Raw genomic sequence first — 20,677 nt, 5'->3', positions numbered from 1 at the left:
TCCTCTTTCAGGTCAGGCTCAGGGCCAAGCCGCCGTCGACGGTGAGGATCTGCCCGGTCAGGTAGCGGGCGTCGTCACCGAGCAGGACGGCGATGGCGGCGGCAACGTCGGCGGGCGTGCCGACGCGGCCGAGCGGGATACGCCGGGCGAGCATGTCGCGCGGCCAGGCGGGGTCGGCGAGGGTGCGTTCCACATCGATGGCGCCGGGGGCGACGGCGTTGATGCGGACGCGGGGCGCGTACTCGGCGGCCAGGGTGCGCGTCAGCATCGACAGTGCGGCTTTGGAGGCTTCGTAGGCGGCCGAATCGGGGCCGGTGAAGCGGGCCGCGACCGACGACACGAACACCACCGCACCCAGGTGGGGGTGGGCGGCGGCGGCGCGGGCCAGCAGGAACGCGGCGACCACGTTGGTGGTCAGCACGTCGGTGAAGCGGGCGGCGGTCAGCTCGGCGGCGGGGGTGATGTCAACGGTGGCGGCGCAGTGCACGAGCGCGTCCAGGCGGCCATAGCGGGCCACCGCCCGCTCCACGAGATCCTCAGCGGTGCCGGCCGGGGCCGACAGGTCGGCGGGAGTGAACGCCAGCGTGCGCCCCGCCGGGTCGAGGTCGGTGAGCAGCGCCTGGGCGCGTTCGGGATGGCGGTGGCTGGTGGCGAGGATCCGGTGGCCGTCGGCGTGCAGGCGCCGCACGACGCCGGCGCCGATGCCGCTGCTGCCGCCGGTGACCAGGACGACCGGGCCCGTGGCGGTGCTGGTCATGGGCGGGCTCCGTCCAGGCCGGCGCTGTCCATCCACGCGGCCAGGAGCTTGCGGAAGCCCTCCAGCATGGCGGCGTCGGGCCAGCGGCGGCCGAAGTACGGGAACGCCGCCAGGTATTCGATGCCCTGGTAGGTGAGCAGCCGCCGCTCGAAATCGCCTGGTAGCGGCGCGGTGGCGGTGTAGCCCTCCAGGAACGGCAGGTGCAGGAGAGGGTGCCGGTCGAACACCCACATGGTGAGCTTCACGAAGTCCCACACCGGATCGCCGAACGCGGCCGACTCCCAGTCCAGCAGCGCCACTTGCGGAGTATCGCCGACGGGGCCGGTCAGCAGCACGTTCGGCAGGTACAGGTCACGGTGGATCAGGCGGGGACCGATGTCGTCCGGCAGGGCGCCGATCATCGCGGTGAGCCGGTCGGCGACCGGCCGCAGGATCTCCTCCGACAGGACGGCGGCCTCCCGGTTGGATCGGATCATGCGGTCCAGGCGGGCGGTGCAGGCGTGACGCCAGGTGGGGTAACTGGTGGTGGCGGCGCAGTCGTCGGCGACGCGGGGCCCGCGGATGCGGTGCAGGCCGGCCACCGTGCGGCCGAACGCGGACCCGAGTGCGGCGGCATCGACCGGCGTCTGCTGCAGGGCGGTGGCGGCGTCGATGCCGTCGATCCAGGTCTGCACGTAGCAGGGCCGCTTCAGGGGGCCGCCGGTGGCGCTGGCGGCGACGACCAGCGGCGTGCTGACGCCGCCGGTCGCGGCGGCCTGCTGGGCGGTGACTTGCCGGAACAGGGCGGTCACACCGGCGTTGCGGATCGCGGTCTTGATCAGGTAGCGGCCGGTGCCGGTGGCCACCTGCCACGACAGATGGCCGTAGCCGGGCGGCAGGGCGGCCACGTCATCGGCGTGCTCACCGGTCAGAGCGGTGAAGGTGCGGCGGACCGTGTCCAGGGGTATCGCGTCCGGGGGTGGGGCGGGGGGCGCCATCGGGATCCCTTTCTCAGTCGGGGCACGGCGTCTGCTCCTGAACGGCCAGGAGCTCAACGAGCCGGTCAACGGTGTACGGCAGGGCGGGCAGGGCATGGCGCAGTCTCCACACCGGTACGGCAGCGGCCAGGCGGGCCGCGTAGCCGGGAGGCGGCGGGCGCTCTGGGATGAGCGGCTCCAGCCACGTCTCGTACGGGTCGCAAGGCCCCAGCAGCGGCTGCAGCGCGGCGGTGGCCTGCCTGGCGCTCAGACGGCGCAGCACCACATCCTCGCCGGGCGCGGCGAACACGGGCAGCACCAGCGCCCGCAACGGCACGTGGCTGGCCAGCCGGGCGTTCAGGGCGCGTGCCGCGACGCCGGCGTCCAGGGTTACCGTCGGGCCGCGGTGGCCGGGGGGTGAGGTTGCCTCGGCGCGGAGTAGGGCGGGGGCGGCCGCGCCGAGATAGGGCAGAGTGTCGCCGCGGATGGTGACGCTGCGCGGGTAGCCGCGCGCCCACACCTGCCCGGGGGCGATCGGCAGCAGGGAGGCGTCGTCGTTGGCGACCAGGTGCCCGCCGTACCGGTGCAGGGAGGCGAGCAGGAGACTGGTTTTTCCGGTGCGCGACCGGCCGGCCAACGCCATGCCGTGGCCGTCGGCGGCGAGCACGGCCGCCTCGATGAACAGCTCACCGGCCTGCGACAGGGTGCGGCGGAGGATCGCCCGCAGCAGCCGCAGCAACGGCGCCACCCCGGCGGCCATGAGGGTGCCGCCGAAGCCGGCGCGGTCGTGGGCGACGAACGGCAGCAGCCGGGGGTTGACCGCATGCAGGCGGTCGGCGTCGGTGCCCAGGAATGTCAGGTCGGTGGGGACGAAGACCCCCGTGAGGCCCACGACGGAGACGACGGCTCCTCCGGCGAACAGACCGAGGCCGACCGCGATCATCAAAAGCTGCCCGACGAGGGCGCGCCGCCGCAGCCGCTCTGGTCCTTCCGGGCGGATCCTCCACCGGGGCGGCATCGGCCTGCGCCAGGTGGCCAGCAGGAACATCGGAAACAGCACCACCGTGACCGCGGTGTGCAAGGGCTCCACGAAGCCGGTGCCCAAGAAATAGAACAAGGTGGAGAAAGCGACCAGACCGGAGACGAGATATGCCTTGCGAGCCCACCTTCATCCCTGCCGCAGGCCACCCCACGCCAGTCCGGCGTACAGCACGCCGATCGCCACCATGGTGCCGGCCATCGTGATCCGGTCGTGCTGCAGGAAGGGCGCCAGGTTCTGGTTGACGGCGTCGAGGTGACGGCGGTCCATGCCGAGGTAGCCCTCGTCGTACCAGAGCAGCAGCGGCCCGATCGTGATCAGGGCGGCACCGAGCCCGGCACCGATCATGCCGAACCCGACGAGCAGGCCCCACCACCACTGCGGCCAGCCCCGCGGATCGGCGGTGACCTCCCGCAGCCCGGGAGGCGGTCCGGTCGGCGTCACCGCCTCGATGACCCGCTGGAACCAGCCCAGCCCTGCGGCCACCAGCACCGCAGGCGTGGCCAGCACCGTCACGCCCGGGTCGGTCAGCGCCGCCGCGGCAGGCGCGATAGCGGGATCGGCCAGGTGGATCAGGTCCGGCTCGTCCCCGGTGACCACCCGGTCGACGTACGGGACGAACTGCGCCGCCACCTCGGGCGTGGACGCCCGAGCGATCACCCGGCAGCGGCGTAGCACTCAGGTAGGCGGCCACCTCATCGCGCCGCAGGTAGCGCTCCGGGTCGCCTCGGACCGCTGCTTCGTGTTCGGCCCTTGCTGCCATGTGTGCGAGGTTCTTGACCTTCACGTGGCGTCAGGCTGCATAGTCGGTGCCGTGGAGGATCACTGGACCGTGGGACACGTGGCCGAGCTGGCCGGCGTGAGCGTCCGCACGCTGCATCACTACGACGAGATCAGGCTCGTCCGGCCGTCGGCGCGGACCGCAGCCGGGTACCGGGCCTATTCGGCGGGCGACGTGGGACGGCTGCGAGAGGTGCTGGCCTACCGGCGGTTGGGCTTCGGGCTGCGGGAGGTTGCGGAACTGGTCGACGACCCGTCCACCGACGCGGTCGCGCACCTGCGCCAACTGCGCGGCCTGCTGCTGGAGCGGCGTGATCGCGCTGACGCCATGGTGGCGGCCATCGACAGGGAACTCGAGGCACGGGCGAAGGGACTGAAGGTGACACCGGAGGAGCAACTGGAGATGCTCGGTGCCGGAACCTGTCAAATGATCTTAGGTTGTTAGCTTCAGTTAATTCTGTGCCCGGTTATCTGTTTCGGGCTCTGGTCGGGGTTTGTTGATCCACGCGGGTCCGGGCAGGGCCGGTGGAGTGGGCGGGCCGTGGGGGAAACGCTCGGGACGGGCCGCGTGCGCGGCGGCCAGGACCGCGGCACGCTGGTCGCGCACGGCCGCGGCGCGGCCGTAGTGCACATCGACGGGATGCTGGTACTTGATCCCGGAATGGTAGTGATCATGGTTGTACCAGCGGTAGAACCCGGCGCAGAACTGGCGGGCATGCTCTTTGGAGCCGAACCGGCCCGGGAACTCTGGACAGTACTTCAGGGTCTTGAAACTCGCCTCGATGTACGGGTTGTCGTTGCTGGTGCGCGGACGGGAGTGGGACTTGGCCACGCCCAGGTCGATGAGCAACTCGGCGACGGTCTTGGACCTCATCGAGCTGCCCCGGTCGGCGTGCAGCGTCAAAGTGCCCTCGTCGATGCCCTGGGCGCGGGCGGTGGCCGTGATCAGGCGCCTGGCCAGGGTCGCGGACTCACGGGTGGCGACCATCCAGCCCACGACGTAGCGGCTGTGGATGTCGATGATCGTGTACAGGTGGTACCAGATGCCCTTGTCCGGGCCGCGCAGCTTGGTGATGTCCCAGGCCCACACCCGGTTGGGCGCATCGGCGAACAGGTGCGGGACCGAGGCGTTCGCAGGCGTGGCCTGGCGGCGGCGATCGCGGCCGACCTCGCCATGGCGCCGCAGAATCCGGTAGAACGTCGACTCCGAGGCCAGGTAGAGCCCTTCATCCAGCAGCATGTAGTAGACCGACGTCGGCGAGCGGTCCCAGAATCGCTCGCTGTTGAGCAGGCCGCGGATGTGCTCGCATTCGGCCGGGCTGAGGGTGGCCGGGTGCGGTCGGCGCGCTCGGGCGGGCCGCTCGGGCAGCGGGCTCTTGCGGTGGCGGCGGTACCAGGTGGCCTGCGCGACACCGTACGCGGCCAGCGCCTGCTTGCGGCCGATGACCGGCTCCAGTTCGGTGACCGCCGCGTACTGGGCCTGCTCGATCAGGCGGGCCGCCTCTACTTCTCGCCCCGATCCGGTGTCTCGCTGCTGGTGGCGAGCTGATCCAGCAGTGCGAAGAGTTTTCCCTGCACCTCGATCACCTGGCGGGTCGTGCCGAGTTCGGCGCGCAGCCGTTCGATCTCCCCTTCCAGGGCCTCGATCTTCTTGTCCCTCGGGTCGGCCTTCGGGCGTCCGACCGGCCGGGCCAGCGCTTGGGCCGCGCCGTGGTCGCGGGCCGTTCTCCAGCCGGAGATCAGCGAGGAGTACAGGCCCTCGCGGCGCATCAGCGCGCCCTTGCCGGCCTTGTCGAGCTGCTCGTACTCGGCCAGGATCCGGGCCTTGTAGGCCGCGCTGTAGCGACGGGCCACGGGCCGTTCGCGTACCTCAGGGTCGGGAACCTCGTGCTCTGGTTGCTGTGCGTCCACGAGGGGATGTCTCCTTCCCCGCCCTCACGACAGAGTTTCGTGCTTGTTTTCCACCTCTACCCATTTTGACAGGAAGGGTCTGCACTGATTCCCGAAGTCGGCTTCACCGGTTGATCTGGTCGGTGCCGAGGTAGCGGTGCAGGGAGGTCTTGGGGATACCGGTCTTGGCGGCGATGACACCGAGGGAATCGCCCTGAGCCTTCAGGAGCTGGGCGTACTCGATCTTGTCTTCGGGGTGGGCGACGGGGCGGCCGACCTGGCGGCCGGAGGCTTCGGCCACGGCGCGGGCGTGGGCGGCACGCTCGGCGGTGAAGGTACGTTCCATCTCGGCGAACAGGGCCAGCAACAGGAAGGCGATGCGGCCCATGCCCTCGTCGGTGGTGTTGATCGGCAGCGGGTCGGCCAGAGATCGCACACCGATGCCGCGCTCGGCCAGGTCGTGCACCAGGTTGAGGACCTCGCGCAGGTTGCGGCCGAGCCGGTCCAGGGTGTGGACGACGATGGTGTCGCCGGGCCGGGCGTAGGCCAGCAGGGCCTTCAGTCCGTCGCGGTCGACGGTGGTGCCGGTCTTCTTGTCGAGGTAGATCCGTTCGTCGCCGATCCCGGCGGCGGTCAGGGCGTCGAGTTGGCGTTCCAGGGACTGCTTGGTGGTGGAGACGCGGGCGTAGCCGAGTTCCATGCCGCCCTGAGGGTGATCGTTGCCGGTTCCCATGCTCCGAGCGTACCGTAATTCGTCTTCGTACGTCCTTTCTGGAACGTTTCTTGTGGAACGACTTCCGGAACGATGCGTGTCCGGCGGTGTCCGGTTTCCCGGCCCGGGATCGCCGGCGCCGCGGATTGTTCCACTTCCTTGGAAGTGGAACACCGGGCGGTCGCGGGCCGGACTCCCAAGAGACGCTCGATTCCCGGCCGCGGCTCATCCCGCGGAAACGGCGGAGCCGACGGGCCGTGCACACGAGTACGGACAGGATCGACCCGTCGTGCACGGGACTACAGGAATCAGAAAGTTCCGAAGTCCCCTGCAATCGGCCACGAAACGCCTGGTCGCTCGTGAACACGACTTCGGGAATCGACAAACATCGCCCTGGGAGGGATCCTGCGGGCCGTCCCAGGGCGAACGTTTTCGGGACGGTCGTTTAATAGGCACATGGAACTGGCCCGGATGTCCTCGAACCGTATTGACGACCACACTGACGGTATGGATCTCATCGTATGGGTCAATCGCTGGCTGATGGAGTGTTGCGGTGATCCGTTCAGCATCGGATCGTACGTTTCGTGGCGGCTGGGCCCTGTCGATGACGAGTTCCTGGCTGTGCTACCGAAAGAGGAGATCGTCGCTGTGGTCGCTACGACCGGAGGGCACCACAGTGGCCTGTCGGATGATATGCCGGCCACCAGGGGGACCGTGGCCGCGATCACTGCGGTTCGTTGCCGATATGCCTCAGGAGCCAAAGCAGACCCCTGCATCTTGTACCCGGTCGCGGGTTCGGCTGTGCTGTCTGCGCTGGATTTCGCTGACGGATGGACGCCCGACCTCGGCGAGCTGGAGTTCGTCGGCTACCTGGTGCACTTGACTGTGTCCCAATAACGATGGCGGTCTCAGGGGATCAACGCATCACCGCTGTTCAAGATCTCAGCGTAGACCTCCGCCGGGCTGCGGTAGCCGTGCATCTTCCGAGGGCGGTCGTTGAGCTCGGCCGCGATGGCATCCAGGTCTGCTTGCGTGAAGACGCGCAGATCGGCGTTCTTGGCCAGGTACTGGCGCAGCAGCCGGTTGGTGTTCTCGTTGGTGCCCCGCTGCCACGGGCTGCGCGGCTTGCAGAAGTAGACCGGCATGCCCGTCGCGGCGCTGAAGGCGCGGCGCTCGGCCATCTCCCGGCCGCGGTCCCAGGTCAGCGAGCGCCGCAGCCGCTCCGGAACGGCCAGGATGCTGCCGCTCAGATAGGGGCGGACCTGCTCGGCCTTGATACCGTCGGGCAGCGCGACCAGGCAGGTGTAGCGGCTGGTGCGCTCGACCAGCGTGGCGATGGCCGACGGGCGGCTGCCCATCACCAGGTCCCCCTCCCAATGACCGGGCACCGTACGGTTGTCGGCCTCGGCCGGTCGGGCGCTGAGCGGGACCATGTCGCGCAGGACGCCGCGGCCGCTGGGCCGGCGGGCCGCTTTCGGCTGGCGGATCGGGCGGGCGGTGCGCAGCCGCTGGGTCAGGGTGCGGTCGATCGCGCGGCGGCGGCGCGGATCGAACAGCGACAGGTAGATCGCCTCGTGTGAGATCCACATGCCGGAGTCGTGCAGGTGGTGCCGGCGCAGCCAGCCGGAGATCTGCTCCGGCGACCAGCACAGGGCCAGTTTCGCCTCCACCGCCGCTCGCAGTGCCGGATGCCGGGCCAGCTTGGCGGGTTTCGGCCGCCGTGCCCGCGCATAGGCCTGCGCGTCGGCAGGACCGGCCCGGTAGTTTTCACGGCCGCCGCCTGCGGGTGATCTCCCGGGAGATCGTCGAGGAGGCCCTGCCCAGCCGCGTGGCCAGCCGCCGGGCGGACATCCCCGCGGCGATGCCCCGGGAGATCTCCTCGCGTTCGACGGCGGTCAGGTGCCGTGCGCAACGTCGCTGCGGTGCCTGGCGCACGCCACCGCTCTGCGCCAGAAAACGCCGGACGTGATGCATGGGGGCGCCCAGTGCGCGGCTCATCGCGTTGAACGACTCCCCGTTGCGCCAGCGCCGCCAGATCTCGTCTTGCTGAGCAGGGGAGAACCCGTAGTCCCGCACACACACCTCCATGGCCCACATGATCATCCATGGGTGATGCATTGATCCATTGAGGCTGCCATCGTTATTTGAAGCCCAAGACGATCGCAGAGCGTGAAGACGATTACCCTCAGCTACTTTGCGGCTCGGCGCGGCTTCGGGAGTACTGGGCCAAGTAGGCGAGACTCGTGGCATGGCTGGCTTGAGCCCCGGTTCTTCGGGTGAACTGACCGATCCCGATGGTCGCACCTGGCGCGTACGGAGGCGCAGACTTGACCCCAGGACCGTCCGAAGCCTGATGCGCCGCCGCGATGTCCCGGTCCTGCTGGGTGAATCCGGTGGTTTCGACCTGCGGTGGGTTCCGGACGGGGAGCTGAGTGCCCTGTCGGAGCTGGTACGCCGAAACTACGCATTCACGACTGCGTCTGCCGACTCTGACATCGTGTACATGGGCTACGAGTTCGGCGATGAAACCGGCCTGCGCCTGCTCTACATCGAGGAATGGTGCTGAGGCTCGCGGGCATCGGTCGCCGGCAGGGGTGGGTGACCTGCTCATCCCGATGCCGCCGTCGGCCCGTCCGCAGGGGAAGCAGAGCAGACGCCGGCTCAGCGCTTGAGAGCCCGGTATCTCTTGAGCAGAGCGGTGATCTTCTCGTAATCCGCGTCGCCGTTCAGCTCGGCCAGCAGATCGTCGGGGCACAACTCGTAGAGATCCCCCCACCATCGGCGGGCCCGGGTGTCCCAGATGCGATAGCCGCCCGGCACTCCTCGGGCCACGTACCGTCTCCTACTCACCGGCCGCCTCCGGATCGTTGTCCTCCGGGGCGTAGCCGCAGCGCTGCGGGCCGCATGCGGCCTTGTGGTCGCGGCCCCACAGGTAGGTGTCGCGTTCGGTGGCGCGGACGAGGTGGACCAGCCGCAGTTGCCGGCTTCGGCGCAGGGTCGAGGGCAGGGCGGTGAACGTGTCGGGCAGGACGGCGAGCATCCCGGTGACCTGTTCGCCGTCCTGCATCCGCAGGAGCGCGGTGCACTGCCACCAACGGATCTGTTCGCCTCGGCCGTCCGAGCGGCCAGGCCAGTAGTAGTCCGCCGGATCCGGCACCAGGTAGTGGACGCCGTCGGGGTCCAGGTGGGCCCGTAGCCAGGGCCCGCCTTTACCGAGGCCGAGCCGGAGCCGTCCGGCCTCCTCGTACAGGGCGCAGACGGTGTCGGTGTCGAGTTCCTTGAGGACACGCGCCTGCGCGGGCAGCGGCCGCTGACCGGCCGGGGTTCTGACCGGCCAGCGCCCCAGCAGGACGCCGATGCGCTGCCGCAGCGTCATGGGGAACGGGCCCTTGCGATTGGCCGGGAGCGGCGGCGGTGGCGTCCAGCGAAGCCCGGCCTGTTCGATGTGACGCAGCATCCAGGCGCGCCCTTCCGGGCCAGTGGTGTGCCAGGCCCAGCCCATCGGCCGTTTCGCCATCGCCTGCTGACGACCACTGCCGCGCGTGCCCCTGCGGGACGGCCGCCAGGGGCGGCGTGGCCGCGCGATCCCCGGCAGGTTGTGGCCCAGGTTGGCCAGGAACCTGATGCGGTCCAGATCATCGTCAGGACAGCCGTCTTCCGGTGCCTGCCGGGTGTCCCCGGCCAGGTACCGGATCTCGGTGAACGCCCTGGCCGCCAGGAGCGCGGCCACGTCCCGATCGAGCCCGGCCTCGCGGCGCCTCATGCCGCCCCGCCCGCACGGTCCCGGCCGACCCGCGCAAGGACCCGGTACACCGTCGGCCGCGACACCGAGAACAGCTCCGCCAGGTCGGCGATGGTGTACTCACCGGTGCCGTGCATGCGGCGCAGCTCGCTCTGCTGGCGCACGCCCAGCTTGGGCTGCTTGCCGCGCAGCCTGCCCTTCGCGCGGGCCACAGCCATGCCCTCGCGGGTGCGCATGCGCAGCAGATCGACTTCGAACTCGGCGACGGTCGCCAGGATGTTGAAGAACATCTTGCCCATCGGGTCGAGCGGGTCATACAGGGTGCCGCCGAGCGACAGCCGTACCCCGCGGGTGGCGAGGGAGTCGCCGATGTCACGGGCATCAGGCACCGAGCGCGCCAGCCGATCGAGTTTCGGCACCACGAGGGTGTCGCCGGCGCGCACCGCGGCCAGGGCCTGATCAAGTCCGGGCCGCGCCCGGTTGGTGCCGGTGAGCCCGTAGTCGAGATAGATCCGCTCGGCGGCGACCCCGAGCCCGAGCAGGATGTCCTTCTGGGCGGTGAGGTCTTGCTCGTCGGTGGAGCAGCGGGCGTATCCGATCAAGGTGACGGCCACCCGGGAAGTGTAACGTTTACCCCTCCTCCATCGGACAGTTCACCGGACCACCTATATGAGACGGCGTCCGCGCAGGCCGCATCCGCCCGCTCTTCAAGATCACGAGTGTCCGATGGAGGTTCGACTTGCGTACACCACCTCGCTGGACATGACCGTGACTCCTGCGCATACCCTGATCGCCCCTTTGGGAAGGAGTCGCGGTATGGATGACCAGACGCCCTTCTTCGAGGGCCCCTTCGACAGCGACGAGGCCGCCGACGCCATCGCGGAACTGGAAGAAAGCGATGACATCGCGGCGGCTATGACCGAGGTGCTCGACGAGTTCGTCCGAGACAACGAGGACTACGCCGAGGAGGGCCAAGTGGAGGCCGCCCTGGCGATCGCCTGCCTGGTCGCAGCCCGCATCTCAGGAATCGCTCCCGATGAGGTCGCTCATCACTGGCTGGACCGCAACCCCTTCACCGTCTCCGCTGACCTGCGTCGGCTGGCCGCCGTCGCGTTCGATCTGGCCACCCGTGCCGACGACAACTATCTCAGCGAGGTCCGGGCCGCGGACTGGCCGGAGTTCCTGAAGCACCTGGCCCCCTACCGAAAGGCCCTGCACGGGGAACCGCAGGAGCCGGCCGCCCCGTTCGTCGCGGACCACTCCCACCCCGGCAAGCAATGGCTGCAGGCGTTCTGGAGCATCACCGATCGCGGCCTGCCGCATGGCAGCGCCTACGCCCAGGCCGCCGAACGCCTCGTCCGGGCCGTCAACGAGTCACCGCAGTGGCTCGCCTGGTGGCGCCCGGCGGGCCTACAGGAACTGCTCATCTTCGGGGAACTCGTACCGGGCGCCTGCAGCGAGCGGATCTCCCGGGGCCGCACCACAGCCGAGGTGTGGATCGGCTTCGGTCACTCCCCTGAAGCCTGCGGGGACTCCGTCGTACAGCAGGTCGCCGACGATGTCCGTACGGCTCTGAACGCAGCAGGCCGTTATCTCGGCCTCGCTGCTGTTCCCTCGCTTCCCGCCTTTGACTGAAACCCCGAAGCCACCGGCTCGGCAAGCGGAGCGATCGATCACGTTCGTCGTGGTGGCACCCTCAAGGGATCAACGCACCACCCATGGATGATCATGTGGGCCATGGAGGTGTGTGTGCGGGACTACGGGTTCTCCCCCGCTCAGCAAGACGAGATCTGGCGGCGATGGCGCAACGGGGAGTCGTTCAACGTGATGGGCCGCGCACTGGGCGCCTCCATGCACCGCATCCGCCGTTTACTCGCGCAAAGCGGTGGCGTGCGCCAGGCCCCGCAACGGCGGCCGCGAGCACTACCGGGCCGGTCCTGCCGACGCGCAGGCCCATGCCCGGGCGCGCCGGCAAGACGCGTATGGATCGCGTCAACAACCCCTCCGGCGGCGTAGAGAAAGCGTCAAGATGCGGGGGAAGCTCCGATTATCGCTATTTCATGGGTCTTGGTCCTTCTCCTGGAGGGCTGGGCGAGGTTTCGAGATCGGGGAAATGGTGATCGGCATGCCACGGGGGCGGCTGCGGGTCTACCTGGGTGCGGCGCCGGGGGTGGGCAAGACCTTCGCGATGCTGAGCGAGGGGCGTCGCGGGGTGGAGCGCGGCAGGGATGTGGTCATTGGCCTGGTGGAGACCCACGGCCGTACCCGCACCGCCGGGCTGTCGGACGGCATGGAGCTCGTCCCCCGCAAGACCCTGGCCCATCGGGGTGAGATCTTCACCGAGTTGGACACCGAGGCGGTCATCGCCCGGCGGCCGGAAGTCGCCCTCATCGACGAGCTCGCTCACACCAACGCTCCGGGGTCGAAGAACGCCAAGCGCTGGCAGGACGTCGAGGAGATCCTGGACGCCGGCATCGACGTCGTCTCCACGGTCAACATCCAGCACCTGGAGTCGGTCGGCGACGTGGTGCGGCAGATCACCGGAGTGGCACAGCACGAGACCGTGCCGGACGAGGTCGTACGGCGGGCCGAACAGGTCGAGCTGGTCGACATGACCCCCCAGGCACTGCGCCGCCGCCTGGCGCACGGCAACGTCTACGCACCGCAGGAGATCGACGCGGCGCTGTCGAACTACTTCCGCGAGGGGAACCTGACCGCGCTGCGGGAGCTGGCGCTGCTGTGGGTGGCGGGAAAAGTCGACGAGCAGCTGGAACGTTATCGCGTCGAGCACGGCATCGCCGCGCCCTGGGGGGCGCGGGAGCGGGTCGTGGTGGCGCTCACCGGCGGTCCGGAGGGCGAGACGCTGATCCGGCGGGCGGCCCGCATCGCCGGCCGGACCAAGGGCGCCGACCTGCTGGCCGTGCACGTCACCCGCGCGGGCGGTGGCCTGGCCGACGCGGGTCCGGCCCATCTGGCCCGCCAGCGCACGCTGGTCGAAGCCCTCGGAGGCTCCTACCACCAGGTGGTGGGCGACGACGTCGCGCGCGCGCTGCTGGACTTCGCCCGCGGCGTCAACGCCACCCAACTGGTGCTGGGCGCCTCCCGCCGCGGCCGGCTGGCCCGCCTGCGCTCTCGCGGCGTCGGCGTGGAGACCATCGCGCTGTCCGGTTCCATCGACGTCCACATGGTCACCCACGAGCAGACCGCCACCGGTCGGCGGCGACCGTCACGCTCGCGTGCCGGGATTTCCCGGACCCGGCGGATCGCCGGGTGGTGCCTGACCGCACTCGGCCTGCCCGCCCTGGCCGCAGCACTCGTCTGGCTGGGCGGGGCGGTGAGCCTGTCCAGCAGGATCCTGCTGTTTTTGTTGCTGGTCGTCGGCGTGGCCCTGCTCGGCGGCAGATGGCCGGCGATCACCGCCGCCGTGGGCGGATCCGCCCTGCTCAACTGGTTCTTCACCCCGCCTCTGCACACCCTGTTCGTAGCCGATGCGGACAACCTGCTCGCGCTCATCGTGTTCGTGCTGGTCGCGGTCACGGTCAGCACCATCGTCGACCTGGCCGCCCGCCGGACCGAAGAGGCCGCCCGCGCCGGTGCGGAGGCCGAGGTGCTGTCCACCCTGGCCGGGCACGTGCTGCGCGGCCAGGCCGCGCTGGCCTCCCTGCTGGCCCGGCTGCGCGAGACCTTCGCCCTGACCTCGGTGACGCTCCTGGAACGCGTCGGCGAGCCGGGCCTCGAAGACCGCGGTGATCCCGGAGCCTGGCGCATCCTGGCCACCTCCGGCGGCCCGCCCTGCACCCACCCGGCCACCGCCGACACCGACGTCGCCATCGACGCCTCCCTGGTGCTGGCGGTCCGCGGGCGACTGCTGAAGGCCTCCGACCGCCGGGTGCTGGAGGCCTTCGCCACCGAGGCCGCTGTCGCCCTGCGCCAGGAACGCCTGCAGCAGGAGGCAGCGCGGGCCCGGCCGCTGGCCGAGGCCGACAAGATGCGCACCGCCCTGCTGGCCGCCGTCAGCCACGACCTGCGCACCCCGCTCGCCTCGGCCAAGGCGGCCGTCGACAGCCTGCGCAGCACCGAGATCGACTGGAGCGACGACGACCGCGCCGAGCTCCTGGCCACCGCCGCCGAATCCCTGGCCATGCTGGACCGGCTGGTGGCCAACCTGCTCGACATGAGCCGCCTGCAGGCCGGCGTGCTCGGCCTGGCCGCACATCCGGTGGCGCTGGAGGAGATCGTGCCGCATTCCATCGACACCCTGGGCCCACTGCGCGAGCGCGTCGAAGGCGACATCCCTCTGGACCTGCCTGAGATCGTCGCCGATCCGGCCCTGCTGGAACGCGTGCTGGTCAACCTGATGTCGAACGCGGCCCGCCACAGCCCGCCCGATCACAAGGTCCTGGTCACCGCCAGCCGGTACGGCGACCGCGTGGAGATCCGCGTGATCGACCGCGGACCCGGCATCCCGCCCGCGGCCCGTGAGCAGGTCTTCCTGCCCTTTCAGCGCCTCGGCGACCGCGACACCCACACCGGCGTCGGCCTGGGCCTGGCACTCGCGCGCGGGCTCACCGAGGCCATGGGCGGCACCCTGGTTCCCGACGAGACCCCCGGAGGCGGACTCACCATGATCGTTTCTATGCCCGTCCCCCCCACGGCGGAGCATGCCTCCGCGAAGGAGGACGCGTGACCCGCGTCCTGATCGTCGACGACGAGCCGCAGCTGCTGCGGGCGCTGCGCATCAATCTGGCCGCCCGCCACTACGAAGTCACCCTGGCCGATGACGGCGGCTCCGCGCTGCGCCAGGCCGCGCAATTCCACCCCGACGTGGTCGTGCTGGATCTGGGCCTGCCCGACATCGACGGCGTGGAAGTGGTTCACGGCCTGCGCGGCTGGACGTCCGTGCCGATCATCGTGCTGTCGGGCCGGGCGGGCAGCCAGGACAAGATCGACGCCTTGGACGCCGGCGCCGACGACTACGTCACCAAACCGTTCGACATCGAAGAACTCCTGGCTCGGATCCGGGCCGTCACCCGCCGCGCCTCACCACATGAGACGCAGCCGGCGCAGTTCCGGATCGGGGAGCGCACGGTCGATCTGGCCGCCAAGACGGTCTCCGGCGATGTGCGGCTGACCCCGACCGAATGGCGCCTGCTGGAGCTGCTGCTACGCAACCCGGGCCGGTTGATCAGCCAGCGCCAGATGCTCGCCGAGGTGTGGGGCGCCGGCTACGCCAAGGAGACCCACTACCTGCGCCAGTACATGGCCCAGCTGCGCCGGAAGCTGGAGCCCGACCCCGCCCGCCCGGCCCATCTGATCACCGAACCCGGCATGGGCTACCGGTTCACGCCCTAGGGCCGGTCATTCGTCAGACGGCCACCGCTTTCGAGTTCCGGAAGGAAGCGCGCCATGCGCGCCACACGAACACACCGACAAGTGACATCGACCACGGGGGGGTGGGCCGGGGTGAACACATCGACCCCGCCGAGGACCGGATCCGCACACGGCGAGTCCACACTGCGCCGATGGCTGCTGCACGGCCTGCCGCGCTCGGACGCCAAGACCACCGGCCCGCACCACCAGGAGGCACCGGGCCACCAGCACACCTGGTGGCAGGTGATGTGCCTGACCGGTGTGGACTACTTCTCCACCCTCGGCTACCAGCCGGGCATCGCCGCACTGGCCGCCGGAGCGCTCAGCCCCGTCGCCACGCTGCTGCTGGTGGCGCTGACGTTGTTCGGCGCGCTGCCCACCTACCGGGCCGTGGCCCGGCAGAGCCCCAACGGGCTGGGCTCGCTGTCGATGCTGGAGAGCCTGCTGCCCGGCTGGCGCGGCAAACTGCTGGTGCTGTTCCTGCTCGGGTTCGTGGCCACCGCGTTCATCGTGACGATCACGCTGTCGGCCGCCGACGCCACCGCCCACGTGCTGCACAACCCCTTCGTGCCCGAGTTCCTGTCCGGCTGGCAGGTGCCGGTGACGCTGGCGCTGATCGCCGCCCTGGGCGGGGTGTTCTTGGTCGGCTTCAGCGAGGCCATCTCCATCGCGGTGGTGCTGGTCGCCGTCTACCTGGTCTTGAACGTCGTGGTCGTGGCGGTGGCCGTCCAGCACGTGCTGGCCGAGCCGGCCCTGGTCGGCGACTGGGGCGCCGCGCTGGCCGCCGAGCACTCCAGCCCGATTGCGATGATCGCCGTCTCGCTGTACGTCATGCCGAAACTCGCCCTGGGGCTGTCCGGTTTCGAGACGGGAGTGGCGGTGATGCCGCTGGTCAAGGGTGATCTGACGCGGCGCATCGCGGGGGCCAAGAAGCTGCTGACCACCGCCGCACTCATCATGAGCGGCTTCCTGGTCACCTCCAGCGTCGCCACCACCGTGCTGATCCCGGCCGAGGAGTTCGCCGAGGGCGGCCGCGCCAACGGCCGCGCCCTGGCCTATCTCGCGCACGAGTTCCTGGGCGACTGGTTCGGCACCGCCTACGACCTCTCCACCATCGCCATCTTGTGGTTCGCCGGCGCCTCCGCGCTGGCCGGACTGCTCAACATCGTCCCGCGCTACCTGCCCCGCTACGGCATGGCCCCGGACTGGTCCCGGGCCACCCGGCCGATGGTGCTGGTCTTCACCGCCATCTCTTTTGCCATCACCCTGGTCTTCAATGCCGACGTCGAATCCCAGGGCGGCGCCTACGCCACCGGCGTGCTGGCGCTGATCTTGTCGGCGGCGGTCGCGGTCACCCTGTCGGCCTGGACCACGGGCCGCCGCCGGGCCGCGGTTCCCTTCGGCGTCATCAGCCTGATCTTCACCTACGCCACCGTGGCCAACATCATCGAGCGGCCCGACGGCCTGGTGATCGCGCTGCTGTTCGTGCTAGCCATCGTGATCACCTCGTTGATCTCCCGGGCCACCCGCTCCACCGAACTGCGCGTCACCCGCATCAGCCTGGATGACGCCGCCCGGCGCTACATCAACGAGGCCGGGGAGATCCATCTGATCGCCAACGAGCCGCACGCCCGAGACTGCAAGGAGTACGTCGACAAAGCCCGCGAGGCCTGGGGGCTGCACCGGCTGCGCACGGCCGAAGGCCTGATCTTTTTAGAGGTGACCGTCCCGGACGCCTCGGAGTTCGAAAGCGAGCTGCGCGTCATCGGCGAGGAACGCCACGGTTTCCGTATCCTGCGCATGGAGAGCCCGACCATCGCCAACGCCATCGCCGCACTGCTGCTGTACCTGCGCGATGAGACCGGCAAGACGCCGCACGTCTACTTCCACTGGGCCGCCGAGGGCAACCCGATCGGCGCGCTGCTGCGCTACCTGGTCTTCGGCGGCGGCGACATCCCGCCGCTGACCCGGGAGGTACTGCGCCAAGCCGAGCCTGACCCCGCCCGTCGCCCGCTGGTCCATGTCGGCTGAGCCGCCACCGGCAGCGGCGTTCACTACACCCGCCTTTGATCACACCTGTCTCCCGGCAGTCCGCGCGTGGATTGACCCCTTCAGAGCGGCGCCAGAACTCGACCTCAGATCATGTCTTCGTGATCGCTAAGCGGTCCCGCAGCCGACCGACACCTGGCACCCCTTCAAACCGTCGTCATCACCCCACCGATGCCCAGGCGCGACTCAAGCGACAGGATGGTCCAATCAATGCGTCGTTCCGCCTCTCAGGTGCTGCTGGACCGCTTCCAGCATCCGGCCCAGATCATCGTGACCGCGTTCGCCGTCGCCGCGGTGCTCGGCACCGCGGCGCTGGCCAGCCCGTGGGCCAGCGAGTCCGGGCAGGCCACCAAGCTGATCGACGCATTGTTCACCGCAATCTCGGCGGTGTGCGTGACCGGGCTGGTGGTCGTCGACACCGCCGGTCACTGGTCGGTCTTCGGCGAGGCCGTCATCTTGGTGCTGATTCAGGCCGGAGGCTTGGGCATCATGACGCTGGCCACCCTGTTCGCGATGATGATCTCCGGCCGAATCGGGCTGCGCGCCCGGATGTGGGCCCAGGCCGAGACCAGGTCCCCGCAGATGAGCGACCTGCGCCGGGTGATCGTCAAGGTGGTGCTCTTCAGCCTGGCGACTGAGGCGCTCATCGCCGCGGTGCTGACTGCCCGCTTCGCGCTCGGCTACGGCCAGCCGTTCGGCCGGGCCGCCTATCTGGGAGTCTTCCATGCGATCTCGGCGTTCAACAACGCCGGCTTCGGCCTGTGGCCCGACAACCTGATGCGTTTTGCCACCGATGGGTGGATCTGCCTGCCGATCGCGCTGGCGGTCATCATCGGCGGCCTGGGCTTTCCGGTGATCTTCGAGCTGCGCCACTCCTGGCGCCATCCGAGCCGGTGGTCGGTGCTGACCCGCATCACCGTCGTCACCACGCTGGTCCTGCTCGCCTTAGGCTTCCTGGCCTTCACCATCACCGAGTGGGCCAACCCCAAGACCTTGGGGCCGATGGATCTGGGCGGCAAGCTGCTGGCCGGCCTCTTCACCGGCGTGATGCCCCGCACCGCCGGATTCAACAGCCTGGACATCGCCGCGATGTACCCGACCAGCTGGCTGGCCACCGACGTGCTGATGTTCATCGGCGGCGGCAGCGCCGGCACCGCTGGCGGCATCAAGGTCACCACCTTCGCCGTGCTGGCCTACGCGCTCTGGGCCGAGCTGCGCGGCGAGACCCACGTCAACGCCGGCCACCGCCGCCTGGCCGCCACCGTACAGCGCCAGGCGCTGGCCATCGCCCTGCTGGGCGTGGGGCTGGTCACCGCCAGTACCTACGCGCTGCTCGCGCTGACCCCGCACAGCCTCGATGCGGTGTTGTTTGAGGTGGTCTCGGCCATCGCCACGGTGGGCCTGTCCACCGGCATCACCGCCGACCTCACCCCGGCCGGGCAGCTGCTCGTCGCGGCGTTGATGTTCGCCGGCCGGGTCGGCCCGGCCACTTTGTTTTCCGCACTGGCGCTCCAGACTCGCACCCGCCGTTACGAGCTGCCCGAGGAAAAAGTCATCGTCGGGTGAGCCGGGCCCCGGGCGGTCGCCGACAGCTGCTACGCATCGGCCTCCCGCAGAGGGGAGGATCGCCCCATCCGGCACAATGCCTGATGTGATTGTGGACAAGGCCATCTACCGAGACGGCGCGCGGGAGACCATCACCGGCGACATCAGCGATGCCTTCGCCGCCGCCCGCGCCGACGGCGACTGTTTTCTCTGGATCGGCCTGCACGACCCCACCCAGGAGGAGTTCGATCTGATCACCAGCGAGGTCACGCTGCATCCCCTGGCCATCGAGGACGCCATCCACGCCCACCAGCGGCCCAAGCTGGAGCGCTATGACGACACCCTGTTCGTGGTGCTCAAGCCGCTGCGGTATGTGGAAGAGGGCTCCGACATCGAAGTCGGCGAGATCAACCTGTTCCTCGGCGATGACTTCGTCATCAGCGTCCGCCACGGCCGGGCCAACCCGCTGACCGGAGTGCGCCGGCGCATCGAATCCGACCCTGACCTGCTGGCCGCCGGCCCGGCCGGGGTGCTGTATGCGATCTGCGATCAGGTCGTCGACACCTACTCGCGCATCTCCCACGAGGTCGAAGCCGACCTGATCGCCCTGGAGCGGCGCGTCTTCAGCGGCCAGGACGCCGACGTCATCGAGGCCATCTACTCCCTCAAACGTGAGGTACTGGAGTTCCGCGCCGCCCAGGACCCTCTGGTGCCGGTCCTGGAAGAGATCGTCAAGGGCCGGGTGGAGCTGTGCTCGGTCGCCCGGGAGCAGTTCCGCGACGTGCTGGACCATCTGCTGCGGGTGGACGCCGCGGTCGATGAGCACAACGAGCTGCTGACCAGCGCGTTGAGCGCGCACCTGGCGCTGGTGGGCCGCGAGCACAGCGCCGCGGCCATGCAGCAGAACGCCGACATGCGCAAGATCTCCTCGTGGGCCGCCCTCATCGCTGTCCCCACCATGATCGCCGGGATCTACGGCATGAACTTCGACCACATGCCCGAGCTGCACTGGCTGCTGGGCTATCCCTTCAGTTTGACCGTCATGGTCATCGCCGTGATCATCGTTTATCGGATGCTGCGCAAGAGCGGGTGGCTGTGAAGACGCCGAAACCCTCGCACCGCCACCTGTCCTGGAGCAGGATCTTGCTGGCGGCGGTCATCGTCTGGATCGTTCTGCTGACCATCCTCATCCTGCTCGACCCCCGGGCCGCCGGCGGCCTCTCGCCGTGACTTCAAAGACCGCCCGCACACACGGACTACGCTGTGTGGACTGCGATTAAGCGCGCCGACGGCTCCCTCGTGGTGCCCGTGCACGTCGACACGCCGGAGGGCTAGCACGCCGACGACGCCACCACCCTGGTTCCCGGTGATGCCGACTACGCCCTGCATGCGGCCGCCGCTATTGCGCTCACGCGACGGCGCGCGGTTCATCGGCCACGGCCACCGCTACACCAGGCGCCTGCTTTCCCCACCGCACCCGCGTCGGCGCCCACCGAGGCATCCAGCGCCCACAGTCAGCACCGCCCCACCGATCAGGACGGGCCGAGGTTCCACATCAGCAGCTTGCCGTCACCGGAGACGGCGATGGTCCGGCCGCCGAACTGGCCGACCGCCAATGCGCCGATGATGCCGGTGTGACCGGTGCGCGGCTGGCCGATCTGCTTACCTGCGGCCAAGTCCCACACCCACACCGTGGAGTCGCCGCCCGTCGGCGTGCCCCTTGACATGCAGAGGTGCGTACGAGTGATCGTGCAGAGCACCCGGCTGTGCAGTCGTCATCGCCGCGGGGTGGGTGATCGTCTCGGGCGGGAGCGATACGGCGGGCACTTCCCGCCCG

At 69.7% G+C, this 20,677-nt stretch carries 20 protein-coding genes and 1 pseudogene; 10 read left to right on the top strand and 11 right to left on the bottom strand.

Going from position 1 to position 20,677, the window contains the following annotated elements; all coding sequences use genetic code 11:
* Positions 1-7: 7 nt before the first annotated feature.
* Genes HS041_RS27890 through HS041_RS27875 form a run of 4 tightly spaced genes read right to left on the bottom strand, consistent with a single transcriptional unit; the run spans position 8 to position 3,412 of the window.
* Positions 8-757 carry an SDR family NAD(P)-dependent oxidoreductase gene (locus HS041_RS27890; protein WP_196443810.1) on the bottom strand — a complete coding sequence of 250 codons (750 nt, stop codon included), beginning with the start codon at positions 755-757 and terminating at the stop codon, positions 8-10.
* Complete coding sequence (locus HS041_RS27885; RefSeq protein ID WP_196443809.1) at positions 754-1,734, bottom strand: phosphotransferase family protein; 981 nt, start codon at positions 1,732-1,734, stop codon at positions 754-756. Before HS041_RS27885 ends, HS041_RS27890 begins: the two co-directional genes overlap by 4 nt.
* A 13-nt stretch (positions 1,735-1,747) precedes the next feature.
* A complete protein-coding gene (locus HS041_RS27880) occupies positions 1,748-2,830 on the bottom strand; it encodes a hypothetical protein (RefSeq protein ID WP_196443808.1) in 1,083 nt (360 codons plus the stop codon).
* A gap of 51 nt (positions 2,831-2,881) precedes the next feature.
* A complete protein-coding gene (locus HS041_RS27875) occupies positions 2,882-3,412 on the bottom strand; it encodes a hypothetical protein (RefSeq protein WP_196443807.1) in 531 nt (176 codons plus the stop codon).
* A gap of 154 nt (positions 3,413-3,566) precedes the next feature.
* Here HS041_RS27875 and HS041_RS40195 point away from each other — a divergent pair, with 154 nt between their 5' ends.
* Positions 3,567-3,977, top strand: a complete 411-nt coding sequence (locus HS041_RS40195) for a MerR family transcriptional regulator (protein WP_196443806.1) — start codon at positions 3,567-3,569, stop codon at positions 3,975-3,977.
* 6 nt (positions 3,978-3,983) lie between these two features.
* Here HS041_RS40195 and HS041_RS27865 read toward each other — a convergent pair.
* Together HS041_RS27865 and HS041_RS27855 are read right to left on the bottom strand one after the other, a co-directional pair.
* Positions 3,984-5,443 (bottom strand): IS3 family transposase gene (locus HS041_RS27865; RefSeq protein WP_374058819.1). Its coding sequence is split into 2 segments (ribosomal slippage): positions 3,984-5,104 and positions 5,104-5,443, totalling 1,461 coding nucleotides; the frame shifts between segments, so codons are not numbered across the junction.
* A gap of 103 nt (positions 5,444-5,546) precedes the next feature.
* Positions 5,547-6,155 carry a recombinase family protein gene (locus HS041_RS27855; protein ID WP_196443805.1) on the bottom strand — a complete coding sequence of 203 codons (609 nt, stop codon included), beginning with the start codon at positions 6,153-6,155 and terminating at the stop codon, positions 5,547-5,549.
* A gap of 435 nt (positions 6,156-6,590) precedes the next feature.
* Here HS041_RS27855 and HS041_RS27850 point away from each other — a divergent pair, with 435 nt between their 5' ends.
* Positions 6,591-7,031, top strand: coding sequence for a DUF6578 domain-containing protein (locus HS041_RS27850; protein WP_196443804.1), 441 nt, complete (start codon positions 6,591-6,593; stop codon positions 7,029-7,031).
* A gap of 11 nt (positions 7,032-7,042) precedes the next feature.
* Here the strand turns inward: HS041_RS27850 and HS041_RS27845 are convergent.
* Positions 7,043-8,210, bottom strand: a pseudogene (locus tag HS041_RS27845) (IS30 family transposase).
* 172 nt (positions 8,211-8,382) lie between these two features.
* Between HS041_RS27845 and HS041_RS27835 the strand changes: the two are divergent.
* Positions 8,383-8,700 (top strand): hypothetical protein, encoded by a 318-nt coding sequence (locus tag HS041_RS27835; protein WP_196443802.1) that lies wholly within the window; start codon positions 8,383-8,385, stop codon positions 8,698-8,700.
* A 95-nt stretch (positions 8,701-8,795) separates the two neighbouring features.
* Here the strand turns inward: HS041_RS27835 and HS041_RS27830 are convergent, their stop codons facing one another.
* From HS041_RS27830 to HS041_RS27820, 3 genes are read right to left on the bottom strand one after another with little or no spacing between them, the layout of a single operon-like run.
* Positions 8,796-8,966, bottom strand: coding sequence for a hypothetical protein (locus tag HS041_RS27830; RefSeq protein ID WP_196443801.1), 171 nt, complete (start codon positions 8,964-8,966; stop codon positions 8,796-8,798).
* Positions 8,967-8,976: 10 nt separating this feature from the next.
* Complete coding sequence (locus tag HS041_RS27825) at positions 8,977-9,897, bottom strand: hypothetical protein (RefSeq protein WP_196443800.1); 921 nt, start codon at positions 9,895-9,897, stop codon at positions 8,977-8,979.
* Positions 9,894-10,490: a recombinase family protein gene (locus HS041_RS27820; protein ID WP_196443799.1), complete on the bottom strand. Its 597-nt coding sequence runs from the start codon at positions 10,488-10,490 to the stop codon at positions 9,894-9,896. Before HS041_RS27820 ends, HS041_RS27825 begins: the two co-directional genes overlap by 4 nt.
* A 202-nt stretch (positions 10,491-10,692) precedes the next feature.
* Between HS041_RS27820 and HS041_RS27815 the strand changes: the two genes are divergently transcribed.
* The 7 genes from HS041_RS27815 (at position 10,693) to HS041_RS39500 (ending at position 20,070) form a co-directional block, all read left to right on the top strand.
* Positions 10,693-11,511: a DUF4259 domain-containing protein gene (locus tag HS041_RS27815; RefSeq protein WP_196443798.1), complete on the top strand. Its 819-nt coding sequence runs from the start codon at positions 10,693-10,695 to the stop codon at positions 11,509-11,511.
* 490 nt (positions 11,512-12,001) lie between these two features.
* On the top strand, positions 12,002-14,563 hold the full coding sequence (locus tag HS041_RS27810) for a DUF4118 domain-containing protein (RefSeq protein ID WP_196443797.1): 2,562 nt from the start codon (positions 12,002-12,004) through the stop codon (positions 14,561-14,563).
* Positions 14,560-15,228 carry a response regulator gene (locus HS041_RS27805; protein ID WP_196443796.1) on the top strand — a complete coding sequence of 223 codons (669 nt, stop codon included), beginning with the start codon at positions 14,560-14,562 and terminating at the stop codon, positions 15,226-15,228. Before HS041_RS27810 ends, HS041_RS27805 begins: the two co-directional genes overlap by 4 nt.
* Before the next feature lie 111 nt (positions 15,229-15,339).
* Positions 15,340-17,277, top strand: coding sequence for an amino acid transporter (locus tag HS041_RS27800; protein ID WP_307845497.1), 1,938 nt, complete (start codon positions 15,340-15,342; stop codon positions 17,275-17,277).
* 228 nt (positions 17,278-17,505) lie between these two features.
* Positions 17,506-18,861, top strand: a complete 1,356-nt coding sequence (locus HS041_RS27795) for a TrkH family potassium uptake protein (protein WP_196443795.1) — start codon at positions 17,506-17,508, stop codon at positions 18,859-18,861.
* 85 nt (positions 18,862-18,946) lie between these two features.
* Positions 18,947-19,939, top strand: a complete 993-nt coding sequence (locus HS041_RS27790; protein WP_196443794.1) for a magnesium and cobalt transport protein CorA — start codon at positions 18,947-18,949, stop codon at positions 19,937-19,939.
* Positions 19,936-20,070 (top strand): hypothetical protein, encoded by a 135-nt coding sequence (locus tag HS041_RS39500; protein ID WP_255530087.1) that lies wholly within the window; start codon positions 19,936-19,938, stop codon positions 20,068-20,070. Before HS041_RS27790 ends, HS041_RS39500 begins: the two co-directional genes overlap by 4 nt.
* Positions 20,071-20,372: 302 nt before the next feature.
* Here HS041_RS39500 and HS041_RS27785 read toward each other — a convergent pair whose 3' ends face one another.
* Positions 20,373-20,567 (bottom strand): hypothetical protein, encoded by a 195-nt coding sequence (locus HS041_RS27785; RefSeq protein WP_196443793.1) that lies wholly within the window; start codon positions 20,565-20,567, stop codon positions 20,373-20,375.
* Between the last annotated feature and the right edge of the window lie 110 nt (positions 20,568-20,677).

Origin of the sequence: Planomonospora sp. ID67723 (genome assembly GCF_015711605.1) — a bacterium.
GTDB lineage: Bacteria > Actinomycetota > Actinomycetes > Streptosporangiales > Streptosporangiaceae > Planomonospora_A.
The sequence above is the reverse complement of the archived record's forward strand: the minus strand, read 5'-3'. Positions and strand labels throughout refer to the sequence as shown.